This is a genomic window from Serratia sp. MYb239, assembly GCF_002966855.1.
Lineage (GTDB): Bacteria > Pseudomonadota > Gammaproteobacteria > Enterobacterales > Enterobacteriaceae > Serratia_B > Serratia_B rhizosphaerae.
The window spans coordinates 2,127,134-2,147,173 of sequence record NZ_CP023268.1; the positions used below are offsets into that span (position 1 = coordinate 2,127,134).

Annotated in this window: 10 protein-coding genes; 6 read left to right on the forward strand and 4 right to left on the reverse strand. The window is 62.2% G+C overall.

Features of this window, described 5'->3' with window-relative positions; genetic code table 11:
• The first annotated feature begins 10 nt into the window (after positions 1-10).
• A complete protein-coding gene (locus CLM71_RS10270) occupies positions 11-2,179 on the forward strand; it encodes a hypothetical protein (RefSeq protein ID WP_105230924.1) in 2,169 nt (722 codons plus the stop codon).
• A 13-nt stretch (positions 2,180-2,192) separates the two neighbouring features.
• Positions 2,193-2,990, forward strand: coding sequence for a hypothetical protein (locus CLM71_RS10275; protein WP_105230925.1), 798 nt, complete (start codon positions 2,193-2,195; stop codon positions 2,988-2,990).
• A 34-nt stretch (positions 2,991-3,024) separates the two neighbouring features.
• Here CLM71_RS10275 and CLM71_RS23925 read toward each other — a convergent pair whose 3' ends face one another.
• The 3 genes from CLM71_RS23925 to CLM71_RS10285 all read right to left on the reverse strand — a co-directional run bounded on the left by CLM71_RS23925 (position 3,025) and on the right by CLM71_RS10285 (position 7,041).
• Entirely contained in the window at positions 3,025-3,183 is a 159-nt protein-coding gene (locus CLM71_RS23925; protein ID WP_156484014.1) for a hypothetical protein, read from the reverse strand.
• Positions 3,184-3,517: 334 nt separating this feature from the next.
• Positions 3,518-3,832, reverse strand: a complete 315-nt coding sequence (locus CLM71_RS10280) for a YlcI/YnfO family protein (protein WP_054306619.1) — start codon at positions 3,830-3,832, stop codon at positions 3,518-3,520.
• Positions 3,833-4,860: 1,028 nt separating this feature from the next.
• Positions 4,861-7,041: a TonB-dependent siderophore receptor gene (locus tag CLM71_RS10285; RefSeq protein ID WP_105230926.1), complete on the reverse strand. Its 2,181-nt coding sequence runs from the start codon at positions 7,039-7,041 to the stop codon at positions 4,861-4,863.
• Between the two features lie 214 nt (positions 7,042-7,255).
• Here CLM71_RS10285 and fes point away from each other — a divergent pair, with 214 nt between their 5' ends.
• The 4 genes from fes to entS all read left to right on the forward strand — a co-directional run bounded on the left by fes (position 7,256) and on the right by entS (position 18,768).
• Positions 7,256-8,599, forward strand: coding sequence for an enterochelin esterase (gene fes, locus CLM71_RS10290; protein ID WP_105230927.1), 1,344 nt, complete (start codon positions 7,256-7,258; stop codon positions 8,597-8,599).
• A 12-nt stretch (positions 8,600-8,611) separates the two neighbouring features.
• Entirely contained in the window at positions 8,612-8,839 is a 228-nt protein-coding gene (locus CLM71_RS10295; protein ID WP_105230928.1) for an MbtH family protein, read from the forward strand.
• Between the two features lie 51 nt (positions 8,840-8,890).
• Positions 8,891-17,416: an amino acid adenylation domain-containing protein gene (locus CLM71_RS10300; protein WP_105230929.1), complete on the forward strand. Its 8,526-nt coding sequence runs from the start codon at positions 8,891-8,893 to the stop codon at positions 17,414-17,416.
• 65 nt (positions 17,417-17,481) lie between these two features.
• Positions 17,482-18,768, forward strand: coding sequence for an enterobactin transporter EntS (gene entS, locus CLM71_RS10305; protein WP_105230930.1), 1,287 nt, complete (start codon positions 17,482-17,484; stop codon positions 18,766-18,768).
• Between the two features lie 15 nt (positions 18,769-18,783).
• On the opposite strand, the gene fepB is transcribed toward entS, so the two are convergent.
• Entirely contained in the window at positions 18,784-19,764 is a 981-nt protein-coding gene (fepB, locus tag CLM71_RS10310) for a Fe2+-enterobactin ABC transporter substrate-binding protein (protein ID WP_105230931.1), read from the reverse strand.
• Positions 19,765-20,040: the final 276 nt, after the last annotated feature.

Genomic DNA, 20,040 nt, shown 5'->3' on the forward strand with positions numbered 1-20,040 from the left:
AGTCTGCAGCATGGTTAGCAGGTTAAAGCAAAAGGTGGTCAGTGACCCCATCGGTGTCGATAAGGAAATGAAAATATCGGAACTTCCTTCGGCTGAGAATTCGTTAATTGATGACCTTCTTGTTATTTCTCAAAGCGACGGTGATGGTTTGTTGCGAACCAAAAAAATATTAATGTCATTACTTATTAAGTCGCTGGTTTCTGATCGCTCCGGTAATCTCGTCAGTCTTGTAGACGGTTTTAAACTTTTTGCCGACAAGTCTGTTTTGGACGGATTGACGGAAAGGGCTGAGGATGCCGCAGGAAGGGCGGAGAATACTGCTGACGCCAACACGTATTACATCACCCCTGATGATCCTGATGGAACGATTGCCGGCCTTGCCGGTACGCCTTTCGGGAAAAGCTTCCGCGTCGGCCAGGGGGAAGGGAAAGGGTTTAAATATTATATGAACCTGAATGGCACCGCACTGGAGTTTGCAAGTGCAGCCGGTGCCAGTGATGTTGAGAATGCCATTGACTTTGCGAGCAAATCATTATCACAGAGTGGTGAGGTAGATAAGCGCACGCAGGGGTATGGCGTTGAAAAAAAGGTCTATGACACAGAGGGTGTATTAGTCGGGGGCGGTTTTTTTGCTGCGAACGGTGTGTCACCGATTAACTATACAGAAAATGGTGACGTCAATATTACCGGCGTACAGTTTAAAAATCTTGGCAACCATCATGAATATGATTGGGCGCAGACAGATAAAAAGAACGTGCCGTATATCGGCGGTTCGAAAATGGGCGGTGTCATCATTGGCCGGGTTGAGATTGTTGAAATTCCGGGGCCACCAGGCGTTGTGTTTGTCGATAAAGGTTATGTCCCTTATGCCTGTGATCCAGGGTATGAAACCGATCTGGATATTCCCGTGATTGGCTCTACCCCCCCGAAGCCTGATATTCCACCGGTGCCGTTCCGGCCGTATGACTACATGGGGGTGCGCAGTGAGGGGCAGTCGTTGTCTCTTGGTGCCGCGAACCCCAACGATGACCCACAGCCTGTCAGCACAGAACAGCGCTATGGGAACAAGGGATTCAGCACCAATAACAACAGCGGCATGACCGACACAGACACACTGGTGCCACTGGTGGAAAAGCGTTACCAACCGTCAGAGGGAACCTGGCCGGCAGCGGAAACCCCTGTTACCGGCGCGACGCATAAGCTGGTGGAAATGATCCAGGCAGAAACAGGGCTACCCTTTGACCATCAGGCCAGCGCCTATATCGGTTCTGCGCCCGGCACTGGCGGTCAGCCTATCAAGAACCTGATTAAAGGCACTGCAGCCTATAGTCGCATGATCGCCCACGTTACCAACAGTCTACGCCTGGCCGCTGACGAAGGAAGAACGTTTGCTGAACTGGCTGTTGTGTGGATGCAGGGCGAATCAGATTATCGCGATCAGACGTCGCGCGCTGACTATCTCGCTATTTACCTGCAGTACATCGCCGATTCGCTGGCAGACAAAAAAGCGATCACCGGCCAACTGTTTGACCCCATTTTTATCAGCTACCAGCTCAGCACGCACCGGGCGTACCGACGCCGTGACCCGCTTGTCGCTCTGGCACTGCGTGACGCTGCAATGCTGGGTAAAACGGAAATCGCTTACCCCGGCTACATCGGTGATTACTACGCATCAGACCACATCCACGGTATGCCTGAAACGTACTACATGTTCTCTCAGTATACGGGCCGCATGATTTACAAAAAGCGGCGGGACATGCTGGAGGGCGTGACGCGTATGCATCGTCTTGATGTGATCGATGAAATCCGGCAGGGCATCTTCACCATGCTCTATTTCAACGTGCCGGCTCCGCCGCTGGTTTTCGATACAGACTGGGTGGCGCCGGCGGAAAACATGGGGTTCTACATTCGTGACAGCGTTTCGCTCGACGTCATAGACATTATCACGTCCGTCGATATTGCTGGCCCCGACCGTGTCCGCATCACGACATCGCGGCCACTGCGCGATAGCGAAATCGTCACTTACGGATGGGGCAAGGCAGGTGATCCGCTGACGAACGGCAGAACGACGGGGCCGCGCGGCAACCTGCGCGATAGCGAAGGGGATTTACCTGGCGAAAACTACACAGACAGCGCAGGTGTTTTGCGCAAACTGCACAACTGGTGCGTAATTTTTTAAGTAAGGTAACGAAATGACAACGATTATTCGCAATCTGGATATGGAAATTAAGAACCCAACATTACCACCGCTGTTTGAGCCGTTTGCCACGGTGTCGGGCCTGATGGCTGGATGGCGTTTTGGGGATGGTTTCTCCGATCTGTCTGGGAACGGACACACGTTAAAGGCTGTCGGTACGCCAGTATTTAACGCGTTCTTTGTGACAGGCGATAAAGATAACGGTTTTATTACCGATGTACCGGACGGACTGCAGCGCACCATGATTGCGGTGTACCGCCAGGCTGCTGATGTGAATACGTTCGGTTACCCCGTAGGGAACATTGTGCAGTCGGCCTCGGCAAACGGGGAAGGCATTGCCATTACGGATGTATCAGTGGACGCACTTCGCCGGCGTTCATTGAGTATTGGCGGTCAAGCCTACAATGAAAAACTGTATGGTACGGCGGCAGGGCCTTCTGAGGCGACTTCAAGCCGTAACAACTTTGTATTTACTGCTGTCACTGTTGATGGCGCAGGTAACCAGGGCGGCTTATATGTACCTTCTGCCAGCGCTGACATTATCCCGGCAACACTCGCTGAAGGCGCGAATCTGGCCGAACGTTCGGTGACGGAAAAGGATGCGGAAAGCTTCTATCGCATTATCACCTGGCGCAATCCAAACTTGCCGCCGGTGCCGCCTTCAAGTCCCAATACAGGGCTGGCTGTTGCTGAAGTGTTGATTTATGACCGGGTGTTATCTTTGGATGAGCTGAAGGTTCAATACGGCCGTTCTCAGCGTTACTTCAAAAACACGTATGGTGTGGTCGTTTAGTGATGGGCGCCGGGGGATATCTCCCGGCTATTAGTCATTTTCGATGCCAGTCCCACTCTGCATGCACCCAGATGGCTAACATCACGAAGTTATAGATGAACATGGCCTCGGGCCAGTGGGTGAACCCAGAGATAAGGGAAAGCGCAGACACAGCGGCGCCGAGTCGAACGAATGCTTTAATGAAGGTATTCATGCTGTTCCTGCCGTAATAAAAAGCCCATGCGGTGCAGGCATGGGCGCAGTGAGGGGATTCCCTGGTGCTGTTGTAGTTGGTATGTGGTCAATGATTACACGGTTTGTATGCAAAATAACAATTGGTTGTATAGATCGGTTTTTTGGTATCGATCGGTTAAATCGATCAAGTTGTATAGACGAGCACATGGCAGGCAAAAAAAATCCCGGCCACGACAACCGGGGGAATGAACGGCTTAAAGCAATAGACAGTGTGAAAGGAATTCTTTCACTGGGTAACGATAACGGATTGAAATGATTGGCTCAAGAGATATGACATACTATTTCATGGCGGGTTACATCCCACTTCCAACCTTACCGCTTATCCGGCGTTGAAGCTCCTCACGAGCAATATCAATGAGCTGCTCTATTTCAGAGACAGCTTTTGTTCCGATGGTTTCAACGCGAGTTAGTGCATCTAAGGAGGATAGGAGGGGGCTTTCGCGCCCACCCTCTGTTTTTCTGCGGATAATTTCACCACGCATGGCCGAAACGATGAAGTGTGTTGTCGATTCCCCTTCTAACTTTACGGTTTCCATTTCCTCAATTATTTCACGTGGGACTCGAGATGCTAGGACTTTTGATTTGGCGATTTTCTCATCTATGGTCATTCGATTGCTGCTCCTTAACTTTGAAATGACAAAGTAAAAAATCGGCTGAAATCACCGACGGGGTCGAGCTAAATCTTGGGTTGTAGTTACTGCAGTTCATATGCTGACGAAAAAAAAGCCCGGCTACGGCACCGGGCTATTAGGTAGGCATATGTCGAGGCTATAAGTGCCTTTGATTTTTAATTTTAAATCAATATCGGCAGGGTGCAAAAAAATCCCAGCATGATGGATAGCATGCCGGGATTAAAGTTTGGGATATCCATTTAGTAAGTGGGTACGTAAAAGTCCACTTAAACTTAGTGTGTGTTATTATTTTGCTGTTTGCAACATAATGTTTCTGATTTGTGATGTGTATCGAGGATAGTCGAGCGGTACCCACACATGATTGGACTATATATGGAGGAGTTGGTGATCGATCACGTCTGCGCTGTGGGCAAAAAAAAGCCCGGACACGACGCCGGGTATATCAGGTAGGTATATGCGGGCTATATCTGCCCTTGCTGAAAAGTATAGACGGGCATGAGAAACCGTCAATACAGCCATCAACTGCCCACTGCGACGCCTTGAAAATTTAAACTCTGAACCTATATAAAATCTGCTGCCCCAATGCCGGCCTCGTAGTGTTCGTGTGGGTTGAACATCGGCAGGGGCAGCACCTCAAAAGATATGGTGGCCGGGATGGAGCTCGGTCTAATTATGATTCCCTGCATCATATTTGTTTTGGTGATTGTGCTGCCGAAATTTTCCCGAATTAAAACGAGAGAACTGGTAAGTACATGATTTTATTGGAAGGGAATGCAAGGTGTTGCATGCCTAAACTCACGGCGATTTGTGTGTAACCAATTGAAAATAAATAGGTTTTCTTGCTTTTTGAGGCTAAGGATTCGATAGTCGCTTTCTTTGCAATTTAGTGACCCGCCATGGCAGTGTGCCTGGGACTGTCGGTGGGCGGCGGCGCCGTCGGGATAAGCTAGATGCGGTGACGAAAAAAGCCGGCGGCCGCGATCTGACGGCCGCCGGCGGGATATTTACCAGCTGTAAGCCACCGAGGCGATAACGCTGCGGCCGCTGCCGTAGAAGCAGGCCGAGGTATTGCCGCAGGAGGCGACATAGTGCTTGTCCGCCACGTTGTTGACGTTCAGCTGCAGCGTGGCGCCGCGCAGAGACGGACTGGCCTGGCCCAGCTCATACTTCGCCATCAGGTCGTACAAGGTGTAGTGCGGAATTTTAAACCCGCCTTCGGAATCCCCCCAGCTGGTGCCGGTATAGCGTACGCCGCTGCCCAGCGTCAGCCCCTGCAGCGCGCCGTGCCGGAAGCGGTAGCTGCCCCAGGCGGAGGCGGCGTGGCGCGGAATGCTGGCGGGCGTATGGCCGACCTGCTCGCCGATGGCGCTCTCCTTGGTGACCGCATCGGTATAGCTGTAGGCGGCCATGACGTTGATCGCCGGCGTCAGCTGCACGTGCGCTTCGGCCTCGATCCCTTTGGAACGCACCTTGCCGACCTGCTCGTTATAGCCGGTTACGCTGTTATAGGCGGTGATGTTTTTCTGGGTGATATCAAAGGCCGACAGGGTCAGCAGCGTGTTGCTGCCCGGCGGCTGATATTTCAGGCCGATTTCGGTCTGCTCGCCGGTGGTGGGCTTGAACGGATCGCTGCCCGGCGCACCGCTGCTCAGGTTAGGCTCGAAGGAGGTGCTGTAGCTGATATACGGCGACAGGCCGTTATCGAACGCATACAGCAGGCCGGCGCGGCCGCTGAACTTGCTGTCGTTCTGCTGCACGTCGCTGTCCGCCACGCGGTCCTGCGTGCGGACTTCCGACCAGTCCTGACGGCCGGACAGCAGCAGGTTCCAGCGGTTCCACTCCAGCTGATCCTGCAGGTAGATCCCCAGCTGGTCCAGCTTTTTACGGGTGCTGGTGGCCAGGCTGAAGGTGCTTTCATCGATATGCACCGGGGTCGGGTGCGCCCAGTCGAGAATGTATTGATCGCCGCTGTCGCGCCACAGCTTGCTGTCCACGTCGCTCCATTTGTAATCCAGCCCGCCCAGCAGCGTGTGCTTGACGTCGGCGGTGGCGAATTCGGCCTTCAGCTGGTTGTCGATGCCAAGCTCCTGCGACTCGATTTTATCGTGCTGCGGCCGGCGGTTGATGGAATGATCGTTACGGTCGTCGGCGTCAAAGGTGTACACCAGATATTTGTAGGACTCGTCCATATTGGTGTAGCGCAGGTTCTGCTGGAAGGTGAGCACGTCGTTGAGGCTGTGGTCGAAAATATAGCCCACTGAGGTTTGCTCGCGCTTTGCCTGGTTGTAGCTCGGGTCGCTGACGTTGAAGTCGTAGGGAATACGTCCCGCGCTGGTGCTGAACACCGTGCCGTTGGCGGGCAGGAAGTTGCGGAAACCGGCTTTCGGTTCGTTCTGGTAGCTGGTCAGCAGCGTAAAGCTGGTGTCGGCATTGGGCAGCCAGGTGAGCGCCGGGGCGATGGCCAGACGCTGCTGCTTGTTGTCTTTCATCGACTGATGCTGGGTGCTGGCGACGCCGTTCAGCCGGTAGAACAGCGTGTTGTCGTCGTTGAGCCGGCCGCCGAAATCAAACGCCGCCTCGCCGTAGTGACGGTTACCGCTGCTGAGGCGGATTTTGTGGATGCTCTCGGCGGTGGGGCGCTTGCTGGTCATGCTGATAATGCCCCCGGGGTTGACCTGCCCATACAGCACGGAAGCCGGGCCGTGCACCACCTCGACGCGCTCCAGCAGCCAGGGATCGATCTGGCCCGCCGCGCCGGCCTGGCCGGACAGGCCGTAGCTCAGGCCGTCAAGAAACTTGGGCATATAGCGGAAGCCGCGGGCGATCACCTCATCGTTGCGGTTCGAGCCGCCGCGGTAGTTGGTCAGCAGGCCGCTGGTGTAGTTCAGCGCATCAGACACGGAGAGGGCGGCCTGGTCGTCCATCTGCTGGCGGGTAATCACGGAAATCGCCTGCGGCGTTTTGCGCAGCGGGGTGGCGGTTTTGGTGCCGGCGGCGCTGTCTTTGGCCACCGGGCCTTTCAGCGGCGCGGTCACGCTTTGCGCCGTGACGATCATGCTCTCTTCGTCCGCCGCATAGCCCGGCAGCGCCGGCAACAGGATGAGGGAAGGTGAAAATAACAAATAGAACAGCTGCCCCGACGTTGCCGGTTGTTTTCTAATTATCCCTTTGTTTTTCAATCTCATTGTAACCCCTGAATAAAAACGTGTGCTGTATGAAGGCGTGCGTTACTCCTCACGCGGCCTGCTGACGGCCTTGTTTATCCCACCTGTCGGCCGTTGCTGATTTGCCGAAACGCGCCGTAGCAAAAAAGCTCGCAAATGATATTGAAAATAAGAATGATTATCAATACGATTGTAAATCTTCGTAAAAGTACCTCACTTTACCGTAAGGAATTACATGCATATTTTGCCAGCCGCCCGACAGGGAGCGGCAGTAAGCGCACAGAGCACGGTAGCGGCAGGGACGGTCAGCCGGTGGTTGCAGGCTGAACAGGCCGGGCAGGCGGCGTGGTGGCAGCAGGTTGTGCAGCGGGGAACGCCGATCGTCGAAGAGCATGATCGGCAGCAGGCGCGCTTCACCTGGCTGTGGCGCGATCCGCACGGGGATGAGCCGCGTTCGCCGATCCGGCGGGTGTATGTCGATATCAACGGCGTGACCGACCACCACAGCACCGATCCAAGTACGCTGCAGCGTCTGCCGGGCACGGATATCTGGCACTGGTCAACCCTGCTGCCGCGCGACTGGCGCGGCAGTTACAGCCTGATCCCGGTGCAGGATGCGCAGCTTCCCCCCGTTTTCAGCGCCGATCGGGCGCAGTGCCGCCAGCAGCAGCGCGCCTGGTGGATCTCTCTGTTCCCGCTGGCAATTGCCGATCCGCTCAATCCCTATCCCGCCGCGTCGACCCGCATCGGCCAGCCGCTGTCGCTGGCGCAAGGGCCGGACGCCGCCGATCAGCGCGCCTGGCTGACCACGCCGCCGCCGCTTGATGTGTCGCGGTTACACCACTTCCTGTGGCGCAGCGAAACGCTGGGCAATCAGCGCCGCATCTGGGCGTACGCCAGCGGCGAGGGCGCCTCTGCGGCTGAGCGGCCGCTGGTGATCCTGCTGGACGGTCAGAACTGGGTGGACGGCCAGCCGCTGCTGCCGGTGCTGGCGCGCGAAACGGCTGCCGGTCGTCTGCCGCCGGCCTGCTATCTGCTGATTGATGTGATCGACGGCCAGCACCGCGAGCGGGAGCTGCCCTGCAATGCCGACTTTTGGCTGGCGCTGCAGGCGGAATTGCTGCCGCTGGTGCGCCAACGCATGGCGTTCAGCGACAGCGGCGCGCGCACCGTGGTGGCGGGGCAGAGCTACGGCGGGCTGGCGGCGATGTACGCCGGGCTGCACTGGCCGCAGCGCTTCGGCCGGGTGCTGAGCCAGTCCGGTTCGTTCTGGTGGCCGACGGTGCAGTACGTCACCGATTTTGCCCGGCGCGCGGAGTTTGACGAAGGCTGGCTGACGCAGCAGGTGCGTCAGGGCCGGGTGGCCGCGGGCACGCTGACGGTATTTCAGGAAGCCGGCGACCGGGAAGCGGATATCGAATTTGTGAATCAACAGATGCAGCAGGCGCTGAAGGCCGCCGGGCATCGGGTCAACTACCGGGTATTTTCCGGCGGCCATGACGCGCTGTGCTGGCGCGGCGGGCTGCTGGACGGACTGCACTGGCTGCTTTCCGATATGGACGACATACATTTCGACTAACAGGTGATGGAAATGACTCAGGAACAACAAAACCCTTTTGATGATGAAAGCCTGCCGTTTTTGGTGCTGATCAACCAGCAACAGCAGTATTCGCTGTGGCCGCAGTTTGCCGCCGTGCCGGCAGGCTGGCATGAGGTGATGGGGCCGGCGACGCGCGCCGAGTGCATCGCGTTTATCGAAGCCCATTGGCAGGACATGCGCCCCGCGGCGCTGAAAAACAGCGTAACGCCGGCGCCGTAATCCGCGCGCTCAAGTTCCGACACGTTCCGTTTAAGGAAAAGGATAGAAAGCATGTCAGAAACCCTTTCACTGCCTGAAACCCGGCTCGACTACCAGGAATATCCGCTGGTTGCGGCGCAACCGGGCATCTGGATCGCCGATCAAATCGCGCTGCGGCGCAACAGCTTCGCCGTGGCGCACTATACCGAACTGCGCGGCGAGATTGACCGCCCGTGCCTGGAGCGCGCCATTCGCCAGGGGCTGGCGGAGGCCGACACCGTGCAGGCGCGTTTCTATGAGTCGGCGGACGGTGTACCGCTGCAGCGTCTGCCGCTGCGGGCCGATGCGGCGCAGGTCGCGCCCGCCGAGTGGCTGGACTTCAGCCGGCAACCGGACGGGGAGCAGGCCGCGCTGGTGCTGATGGAAGACGATCTGGCGCAGCCGCTGCCCGCCGACGGCGAACGGCCGCTGTACCGTCAGGTGGTGATGCAGGTCGGCGAAGGGCGCTGGTTCTGGTACCAGCGCTTCCACCATATCATGCTGGACGGCTTCAGTTTTGACGCCGTTACCCGCCGGATCGCCGATATTTACCGCGCATTGCGTCAGGGCGAGACGCCGTCGCCGTCGCCGTTCACCCCGTTCGGCGAGGTGGTGGCGGAGTACCGCCAGTGGGCGAGTTCGCCGGCGGCGGAGCGGGCGGCGATGTTCTGGCAGCAGCGGCTGCGCGACCTGCCGCCGACGCTGTCGCTGTCGCATGAAAATTGCGTCGTTGCCGGGGAGGCGCGGCCGCTCAAACAGTCGCTGGTGTTGCCGGCGACGCTGTTCGACGCGCTGCAGGGCGAGGAGGCGTTGCAGCAGGCACAGCCGGCCGACATCGTCACTGCGGCGTTGGTGGTGTATCTGGCGCGCATCAGCGGTGAAAGCCGTCTGTCGGTAGGGTTTCCGTTTATGCGCCGCATGGGATCGCAGGCGCTGGCGGCGATCGGGCCGGTGGTGAATGTGCTGCCGCTGCAGCTGACGGTGACGCCGCAGATGTCGCTGGCGGAAACCTGCCGGGCGGTGGTGGCGGAAATCAAACAGGTGCGCCGCCATCAGCGTTATGAGGCGGAGCAAATCCGGCGTGATTTAGGGCTGGTGGGGCAGCAGCAGGAGCTGTACGGCCCGGTGATTAACGTGAAGGTGTATCACAGCGCCTTATCCTTTGACGGCCAGCCGGCGGTGACGCATACGCTGGCGATGGGGCCGGTGGACGATCTGGAGTTTGAACTGGGCTTCCAGAACGAGGCGCTGTACGTCTCGCTGGTGGCCAACCCGCAGAAATATTCCGCCGCCACGCTGCGGCAGCATGCCGAACGCATCGGCCATCTGCTGCAGCAGCTGGCGCATCAGCCGCAGCGGCCGAACGGCGAACTGCCGCTGATCGGCGAAGCGGAACGGCAACGGCTGGCCGCCTGGGGGCGCGGACGTGAACTGACGACGCCTGCCGGCATGACCTCGATCATCGACGCGCTGCTGCAGCGGGTGGCGCAGCAGCCGGAGGCAACGGCGGTGGCGTGCGGCGGGCAGAGCCTCAGCTACCGCCAGCTGTCGGAACGGGTGATGCAGCTGGCGCGGGTGCTGATTGATCACGGCATCGGCGCTGAAGATGTGGTGGCGATCGGCATTCCGCGCTCGGTGGACACGCTGGTGGCGCTGTTTGCGGTGCTGGCCAGCGGCGCGGCCTATATGCCGCTCGATCTGGACTACCCACGCGAGCGTCTGGCGCTGATGTGCGACGATGCCAAACCGGCGCTGCTGCTGACGCAGCGCGGTACGCTGCCGCAGATGCCGGAACTGCCGCAGGTATTGTGTCTGGATGATGCGCACTGCCGGGCGCTGTGCGCGGCGGCGGCGTCGCATCCGATTGAGGATGCTGAACGGCGCGAGCCGCTGCATGAGGCCCATCTGGCCTATATGATCTACACCTCCGGCTCGACCGGACGGCCGAAAGGGGTGATGTCGACCCATCGCGGCCTGCTGAATCTGTTCCTGTCCCATCAGGCGTACCTGTTCGGCCCGGCGATTGAGAAATATCAGGCTCGCCACGGGCGGCGCATGCGCGCCGGACACACCGCATCGTTCTCGTTCGACTCCTCCTGGGAGCCGCTGTTCTGCATGATCATGGGCTGCGAGCTGTATATCTTCGACGAAGAGCTGCGGCGCGACGCCTGGGCGCTGCTGGAACAGACCCGCCAGACGCCGGTGGATCTGCTGGATATCACGCCGTCCTTCTTCTCGCAGATGGTGGACTGCGGGCTGCTGCAGGGCGACTTCCCGCGGCCGTCGTTTGTGATGATCGGCGGGGAGGCGGCAACGCCGACGCTGTGGAACCTGATGCAGCAGCACCCGGAAGTGGAAATCCACAACTATTACGGGCCGTCGGAATACACCGTGGATACGCTGGGCGCGCCGGTTGACGCCGCCGAACAGCCGGTGGTGGGGCGCGCGGTGGCCAACACCGAAGTGTGGCTGCTGGATAAACAGCTGCAGCCGGTGCCGATCGGCGTCGCCGGCGAGCTGTATATCGCCGGCAAAGGCATTGCGCGCGGCTACCTGCGCCGCCCGGATCTGAGCGCGGCGCGCTTTGTCGCCAACCCGTTCAGCCGCGGCGAGGTGATGTACCGCAGCGGCGACCTGATGCGCTGGAGCAGCGAGGGGCAGCTGGTATTTATCGGCCGCACCGATCACCAGATTAAAGTGCGCGGCTTCCGCGTGGAGCTGGGCGAGGTGGAAAGCGCGCTGGCGGCGCTGCCGCAGGTGGGGCGCGCGGTGGTGATCGCCGAAGCGATCGGTGCCACCCACCGGCTGATCGGCTACTGTTCGGTGCAGGATGCGGCGCTGCGGGCGTCGCCGACGCTGCAAAGCGATCTGTTGGCAGCGCTGGCGGGCCGTCTGCCGGACTATATGGTGCCGGCGCTGCTGGTGGTGATGGACGAGCTGCCGCTGAACGTCAACGGCAAAATCGATCGTCAGGCGCTGCCGCAGCCGCAGCAGGCGGTGAGCAACGTCAGCCGTGACGCGGCCAACGACGCCGAGCGGCTGATCTGTCAGGCGATGGCGCAGCTGCTGGGCATGGAGCGCGTCGGCGCCGACGATGATTTCTTTGCGCTGGGGGGCGACAGCATCTCGGCGATGGGGCTGGGCACCGCGCTGCGGCGCGCCGGCTATCTGCTGCGGCCGCGCGATATCTTCGCGCAGCATACGCCGGCGCGGATGGCGAAGGCGATGCAGCCGCTGACGGCGCAGCGACAGCCGCTGCGCGAAGTACAACACGGGCCGATCGACGGCCTGCCGATCCTGCATGCGTTCGGCGAACAGGGCGATATCAACCGCCTGTTCGCCCACGGGGTGTTCCTGCGCGTGCCGGCGGTGCTGGAGGCCGGGCAGCTGCGCAGCGTACTGACGCAGCTGCGCGCGGCGCACCCGGTATTGGACGCACGCACCCGTGAGGGGCAACTGTGGGTCGGGGAAAGCGGCGGGGCCGACTGTCTGCGCGTGCAGACGACGGAGGGCGGGCTGGAAGCGGCCGCCGAACAGGCGTTCGACCAGTCGTTGAGCCGGCTCGATCCCGCCGCCGGCGTCATGATGCAGGCGGTATTATTGCCATGCGGCGGCGAATCGCAGGGACTGGTGCTGGTGATCCACCACCTGGCGACCGACGGCGTCTCCTGGCGCATCCTGCTGGAGGAGCTGCGTCAACTGGCGGAAGCGGCGATGCGCGGCGAGACGCCGGCGCTGCCGGCGGAAGAGACCTCGCTGTATGAATGGTCGCGCTGGCTGCGGGAAGACAGCGCGGCACGCGCGGCGGAGCTGCCGTTCTGGCGGGCGATGCTGGCGGACGGCGCACCGCGGCTGGGCGCTCGGGCATTGGATCCGGCGCAGGATCGTCCGGCGGCGCTGCGTGAGCGACGCACTCTGCTGGACGGTGAACTGACTGCCGCGCTGCTGGGCGCATTGCCGCACAGATACCGCGCCAACGTCGAGGAGATCATCCTCAGCGCGCTGGCGCTGGCCTGCCGTCAGCGCTTCGGCGCTTCACAGCTGCGTATCGGCGTTGAGTCGCACGGCCGCGCCGAGGTTGGCGCCAATGACCTGGCGCGCACCCTGGGCTGGCTGACGGCGGAATATCCGCTGCTGATTGCGCTGGAAGCAGAACCGGCGCATCAGGCGGTACGCGCGGTGAAACAGGTGGTGCGCGCGGTGCGTGACCGCGGCATCGGCTACGGCCAGCTGCGCTATCTGCACCCGCAGCATCGCGATGCGCTGAGCGCCCTGGCGGCGCGCAATGCGCCGGAGATCCTGTTCAACTATCTCGGACGTTTCGGTCAGGAACAGACGCTGTGGACGCCGCAGCGCACGCAGCAGCGCTTCCGCGACGTCTTTGCGGTGGCGCAGGATGCGCAACAGACGCTGAGCCATCCGTTGGAAGTGAATATTTTTGTCGAAGAAGGGGAGCAGCCGCGTTTGGCGGTGAACTGGAGCTGGCTGCCGGCGATCTTCAGCGAGCAGGATATTGCGGCGCTGCACGACGGTATCGAACAGGCGCTGGCCGAGCTGTCGGCGTTTGCCGCACGTCAGCCGGCGCAGGCGGCGGCGACGCTGGTGGCTGCCGAACTGGCGCCGCTGACGGTCCGCGATGAGCAACTGCAACAGTGGCAACAGCGCCATGGGCCGTTGGCGGATGCGCTGCCGCTGCTGCCGCTGCAGCACGGTCTATTGTTCCATGCGCAAACCGCCGCCGTCGGCGGCAGTTATAACTCGCTGACCCGTCTGAGCCTCAGCGGCGAGCTGGATGAGCAGCGTCTGCAGCAGGCGCTGGATGCGGTGGTGCGCCGTCATCCGCAGCTGGCGGCGCGCTTTACCCGTGAAGGCGAGCCGCTGCAGCTGCTGCCGCTGTTGGCGGAGAGCGACAGCCCGTGGCCGCTGGATGTGCAGCCGTTGCCGGCGCAGTCGGCGCAGCAGGAGGCGCAGGCGCTGCGCACGCTGGAGCAGGAGGAACTGGCGCGCGATTTGTTCAATCAGGGCGGAGCGATGCTGCATGCGCTGCTGGTCAGGCACGGCGACGAAGCGCGCTATACGCTGTTCCTGAACGCTCACCACCTGATTGTCGACGGCTGGTCGACGCCGGTGGTGCTCGGCGATCTGCTGACCGCGCTGTATCAGGGGCCGTCGGCGCTGCCGCCGCTGCGCTCACGCTACGGCGATATCGTGCGGCAGCTGACGGCGCGCGATGCCGAGGCGTCGCGGCAGATCTGGCGGCAGACGCTGCAGAACGCGCGGCCGACGCTGCTGTTCGGCGAGCGCTCGCATGATGAACAGGTCTATGAACGGGAGATGACGCTGCCGCCGGCGCTGGAACAGCGGCTGCTGAACCTGTGCCGCGAGCGCGGCCTGACGCTGAACAGCGTGATGCAGGGCATATGGGCGCTGCAGCTTGCCAGCCACAGCGGTCAGCAGGACGTGGTGTTCGGTTCGCCGGTGTCCGGCCGTTTCGGCCAGGTTGACGGGGTGGAAGAACATGTCGGCCTGTTCAGCAATACCTTGCCGGTGCGGGTGCGGCTGGACGGTCAGCGCTCGCTGTGTGAACAGATGGCGGAGCTGCAGCAGCAGCAGATCGCACTGCTGGAGCATGACGATCTGGGGCTGGGGGAGATCCAGCGTCTGGCGGGGGCCGGCACGCTGTTCGACACGCTGCTGGTGGTGGAAAACTACCCAGACAACGGCGCGCTGCTGGGCGGTGACCGGCCGCTGCGCTGCGACGCCATTGCCAACAAAGGCTATACCCACTATCCGCTGACGTTGCTGGTGCTGCCGGGTGAGCGCCTGCGCCTGCTGATGGAGTACCGCGCGTCGGTGCCGCAGCCGCAGCGCTTCGCCGAACGGCTGATACTGCTGCTGACGCAGTGGATCGAACAGCCCGATCGGCCGCTGGCGCAGTGGCAGCTGCAAACGCCGCAGGAGCAGGCGCTGATCGCGGCGGTGAACCAGACCGCGCATCCGCTGACGGCGACCACGCTGCCGCAGGCGGTGGCGCAGCAGGCGGCGCGAACGCCGGACGCTGTCGCGCTGCAGGATGCGCAGCACTGTCTCAGCTACCGGGAGATGCAACAGCAGACGCAGCAGTTGGCGCAGCGGCTGCGGCAGGCCGGCATCCGGCCGGGGGATATCGTCGCCGTCGCCTTGCCGCGTTCGGTGCGCCTGAGCCTGGCCCTGAGCGCGGTGGTGCAGCTCGGCGCCGCCTGGCTGCCGTTGGATACCGGCTACCCGGACGAACGTCTGGCCTATATGGTGGCGGACGCGCAGCCGCGGCTGATTATCAGCGACAGTGCCCTGCAGGCGCGTTTCGCCGCGCTGGCGCCGGTGCTGACGTTTGACGAGGTGACATTGTCACATGAGCCGTCGCCAACGGCGGAAGCGTGGCCGGCGATCGACCCCGATGCCCCGGCCTATGTGCTGTATACCTCCGGTTCAACCGGACGGCCGAAAGGGGTGGTGGTCAGCCACCGGGCGATTATCAATCGGCTGTACTGGATGCAGCACGCCTACCCGCTCGACGGGCAGGATGTGGTGCTGCAGAAAACGCCGTGCAGTTTCGACGTCTCGGTATGGGAATTCTTCTGGCCGCTGATGGTGGGGGCGCGTCTGGTGATGGCGCCGCCGGAGGCGCACCGCGACCCGCAGGCGCTGACGGCGCTGATTGATGAGTACCGCGTCACCACGCTGCACTTCGTGCCGTCGATGCTGGCCATCTGGGTGGAGGCGCTGGCGGAGCAGGCGTCGCCGCAGCGCGCCCGCAGCCTGAAGCAGGTGTTCTGCAGCGGCGAGGCGCTGTCGTGCGAGCTGGCGGTCCGCTATCAGACGCAGGTTGGCGCGCCGCTGCATAACCTGTACGGCCCGACCGAGGCGGCGGTGGACGTCACCTATCAGCCGGCCTCCGGCGCGGCGCTGGCGGCGGTCAGCGGCGCCGGGGTGCCGATTGGCCGTCCGGTGTGGAATACCCAGCTGCACATTCTGGATGCGCTGCTGCGTCCGGTGCCGGTCGGCTGTGCCGGCGATCTTTACCTCAGCGGCGTACAGCTGGCGGCGGGCTATCTGCGGCGCGCCGACCTGACCGCCCAGCGCTTTGTGGCGTCGCCGGCGGGGGATGGACAGCGCATGTACCGCACCGGTGATATCGCCCGCTGGCTGGAGGACGGCAGCGTCGAATATCTGGGGCGCAGTGACGATCAGCTGAAGATCCGCGGTCAGCGCATCGAACTGGGGGAAATCGAGCAGGCGCTGCTGGCGCAGCCCGGCGTGGCGCAGGCGGCGCATGCCATCGTGCTGTCGCCGCAGGCCGCTGCCGCCGGCGGAGCCGATATGCGTCAGCTGGTGGCCTGGCTGGTGCCGCAGCCGGGCATGGCGCTGGATAGCGAGGTGCTGGCGCAGGCGCTGGCGCAGCGTCTGCCGGCGCATATGCTGCCGGTCAGTTATGTGCTGACCGACAGTTTCCCGCTCAGCGCCAACGGCAAGCTGGACCGCAAAGCCCTGCCGAAACCGCAGTATCAGCAGACGGCGGGGCGTGCGCCGCGCAGCGACAGCGAACTGCTGGTGGCCGGGCTGTTCAGCCGGATCCTGCAGCGCGACGGCATCTGCGCCGGGGACGATTTCTTCGCGCTTGGCGGGCATTCGCTGCTCGCCATGCGGCTGGCGGCGGAACTGCGTCAGCAGTCGGGGCGTTCGCTGTCGGTCGGGCAGATTATGTTTGCCCGCAGCGTGGAAAATATGGCGGCGCTGCTGGATGAGGCGCAGCCGGGCGGCAACGCCGAAAGCCGTGGCGCCGGCGAAATCCTGCGGCTGCGCGGCGGCGACGGACCGGCGCTGTTCTGCCTGCATCCGGCTTCCGGCTTCGCCTGGCAGTACGCCGGCCTGATGCGCTATCTGCCGGGCGACTTCCCGATCGTCGGCCTGCAGTCGCCGCGGCCGGACGGCGTTATTGCCCGCTGCGACACGCTGGATCAGATGGTCGATCGTCATCTGGCGAACCTGCGAGACCTGCAGCCGCACGGCCCGTACTACCTGCTGGGCTATTCGCTGGGCGGCACGCTGGCCCATGCGATGGCGGCGCGTCTGCAGCAGCAGGGGGAAGAGGTGGCGTTCCTCGGTATGCTCGACACCTACCCGCCGGAAGGACAGGACTGGAGCGGGCCGAGCGAGGAGCAGGCGCAGCAGGAGGTGGCGCAGGAGCAGGCGGAGTTTATGGCGGAGGACGACGGCGATCCGGCGCTGCGCGCGGAGAAGGCGGCGATGTTCAACGACATTGTCGCCAACTATAAGGACGCGGTACGTCTGCTGTCTACCGCCCGCAGCGCGCGCTTCGACGGCACGGCGACGCTGTTTGTCGCCAGCAAAACCCTGCCGGCGGTGATGGACGTCAACGCCACCTGGGCGCCGTATCTGCAGCGGCTGACCTGCTATCCGCAGGCCTGTGAGCATGCGGATATTCTGTCGCCGGCGTCGCTGGAAACGCTCGGGCCGCTGCTGCATTCGCTGTTAACGCGCCAGTACCGTCTGGCCTGACCGACAGGCCGGCGGCCAGCGCGGCTGCCGGTCTGTAATAACGATAAAGTTTATTGTGAGACATTATGGCTAAACCCTCTTTTTTGCTTGATTTCAGTTTACTGAGAACCAATGCGCACTTCCGGGCGATTTTCTGCGCCCGCATGCTGTCGGTCTTTTCACTGGGAATGTTGGCGGTCGGCGTGCCGATTCAGATCCAGGCGATGACCGGCTCGACGCTGCAGGTCGGGGTGGCGGTGGCGCTGGACGGCGTCGGCATGTTTATCGGCCTGATGCTGGGCGGCGTGCTGGCCGATCGCTTCGACCGGCGTAAGCTGATTCTGTTTGCGCGCGGCACCTGCGGCCTGGGCTTTGTGGCGCTGAGTCTGAACGCCTTCGCCCCGGCGCCGTCGCTGTGGGCGCTGTATCTGCTGGCCGCCTGGGACGGCTTTTTCGGCGCGCTGGGCATGACCGCGCTGATGGCGGTGATCCCGCTGTTGGTGGGGCGGGAGAATCTGGCCGCCGCCGGGGCGCTCAGCATGATTACCGTGCGTCTGGGGGCGATTCTGGCGCCGGCGCTGGGGGGCGTGATTATCGTCGCCGGCGGCGTGGGGGCGGCGTTCGCCGTGGCGGCGGCCGGCACCCTGGGCACGCTGATCCCGCTGACGCGCCTGCCGACGCTGCGGCCGCAGGCGCAGGAGCCGGAACATCCGCTGCGGGCGCTGGCCAGCGGCGTGCAGTTTGTCTGGCGGCACAAAGTGGTGGGCTCGGTGGTGCTGCTGGGAATGCTGATGAGCATCGTCGGCGCGGTGCGTATTTTGTTTCCGGCGCTGGCGCAGGATACCTATCGGGTGGGCACCTCGGCCATCGGCCTGATGTATTCGGCGGTGCCGCTGGGCGCGATGCTGGGCGCCTTTACCAGCGGCTGGGTGCCGCGCTTCCGGTGGCCGGGCGCGCTGATGCTGAGCGCTGCGATCTGCGCCTTTGCCGCCATCGCCTCGCTGGGAGTGTTCAGCAGCCTGCTGCCGGCGCTGATCGCGCTGGTGTGTTACGGCTATGCCAACGCCATCGCCTCGCTGCTGCAGTTTATGCTGATTCAGAGCAATACGCCGGACCACCTGCTGGGGCGGGTGAACAGCCTCGGCACCGCGCAGGACGTGACCGGTGATTCGCTAGGGGCGCTGGGGCTGGGGGTGGTCGGCCGGGTGCTGACGCCGTTGCTCAGCGTGCTCACCTTTGGCGGCGCGGCGGCGCTGATCGGCCTGCTGCTGGCGTGCAGCGTGCGTACGCTGCGCCACTGTGTGCTGCCTGCGTCGCCGCAGGAAGAGGAGCCGGCGGACGGGGAGCCGGTGACGGCCGACTCCCGTTCTTGACGTGCGGAACGGCGGTTACGACGCCGCGTTGGCGAACTGCCGTTCCAGATAGTCCAGCAGGTTGTTGGCGCTGTAATAATCCAGCCGAAACGTATCCAGCCCCATGGCGTAAACCCGCTGCTGGCGCACCGCCGGCAGCTGCGACAGGAACGGGTTGCCAGTAAACTTCTTCACCGTCCGCCCGTCGGCGGAAAACAGCAGTATGGTGGCGCCGCTGACCGCACGCGCCATTTTTTCCCCGCTGAGCTGAATAATATCGTTGCGTTTACCCTGCGTGTGGTTGCCGCTGATGTCCGGCGGCAGCGGCGCGAGGGTAAAGCCCAGCTCCTGCAGCAGCTGACCCTGCGCCGACGCCGGCGTCCAGATATTCATCCCGCGACCGTCCTCGTAATACACCAGCGCCGAGGTGGGCTGCGGCGGCAGGGCGATACGCTGCTTCAGCGCCGCCACCCGCTGCTCGAAGCGCGTGACGGCGGCCTGCGCATCCGCCTCATGGCCGGTTATTTCTCCCAACTTCTGCGTCAGACCTTGCCAGCTGATATTGCCGTAATCAATCACCACCGTCGGGGCGATGCTCGACAGCTGTTCGTACAGCTTCAGCGCGGAGTCGCCGCCGGTGGCGGACATCACGATTAAATCCGGCGTTTCGGCGGCGATCGCTTCGGCATTGGGTTCGCTGATATACAGCGGCTTCAGCCGGCGCGCCTGCGCGGCCTGGCTCCACTGGGTGAAAAAGCCCTGAGCGTCGGCCACCGTCGAGTTGCGTGCGGTGGCGCCGGAGCCGACCAGCGGAGCGTTAATCGCCAGCAGCGAACCGGTCAGCGTTACGCTGGTGGAGACGATGCGCTGCGGCGGCTGCTGCAGCACCACGTCGCCCCGTGGCGTATGCAGGGTGCGCGGCCAGCCGGCGTCCGCGGCGCGGCCTGGCGGGCTGGCGAGCAGCAGTAGAAAAGTCAGTAGGGTGGAAAACAGCGGAAATAAACGCGAGGGCTGCACGGCCGGTCACTCCTTGATATCGAGGCGGAAAAATAAATCACGTCAGGGTGGCTGGTTGCTGGGCAATGGCTAGCTGACTAATGGTTTTTTGCAATATGTTTTTACATCAACAATACAAATAATTATAGTTCTCATTCGTATTACTTCGCGAGGGCGTTTGTGCTATCGCGTCAATTAATATGCCTCAGGGAAAGACATCAACACCGGAATCGCCGTTTTTGCGGATGATTCAGCACGGACACAGGGAATATCGGCGGAACGGCGCGGCGGCAATCA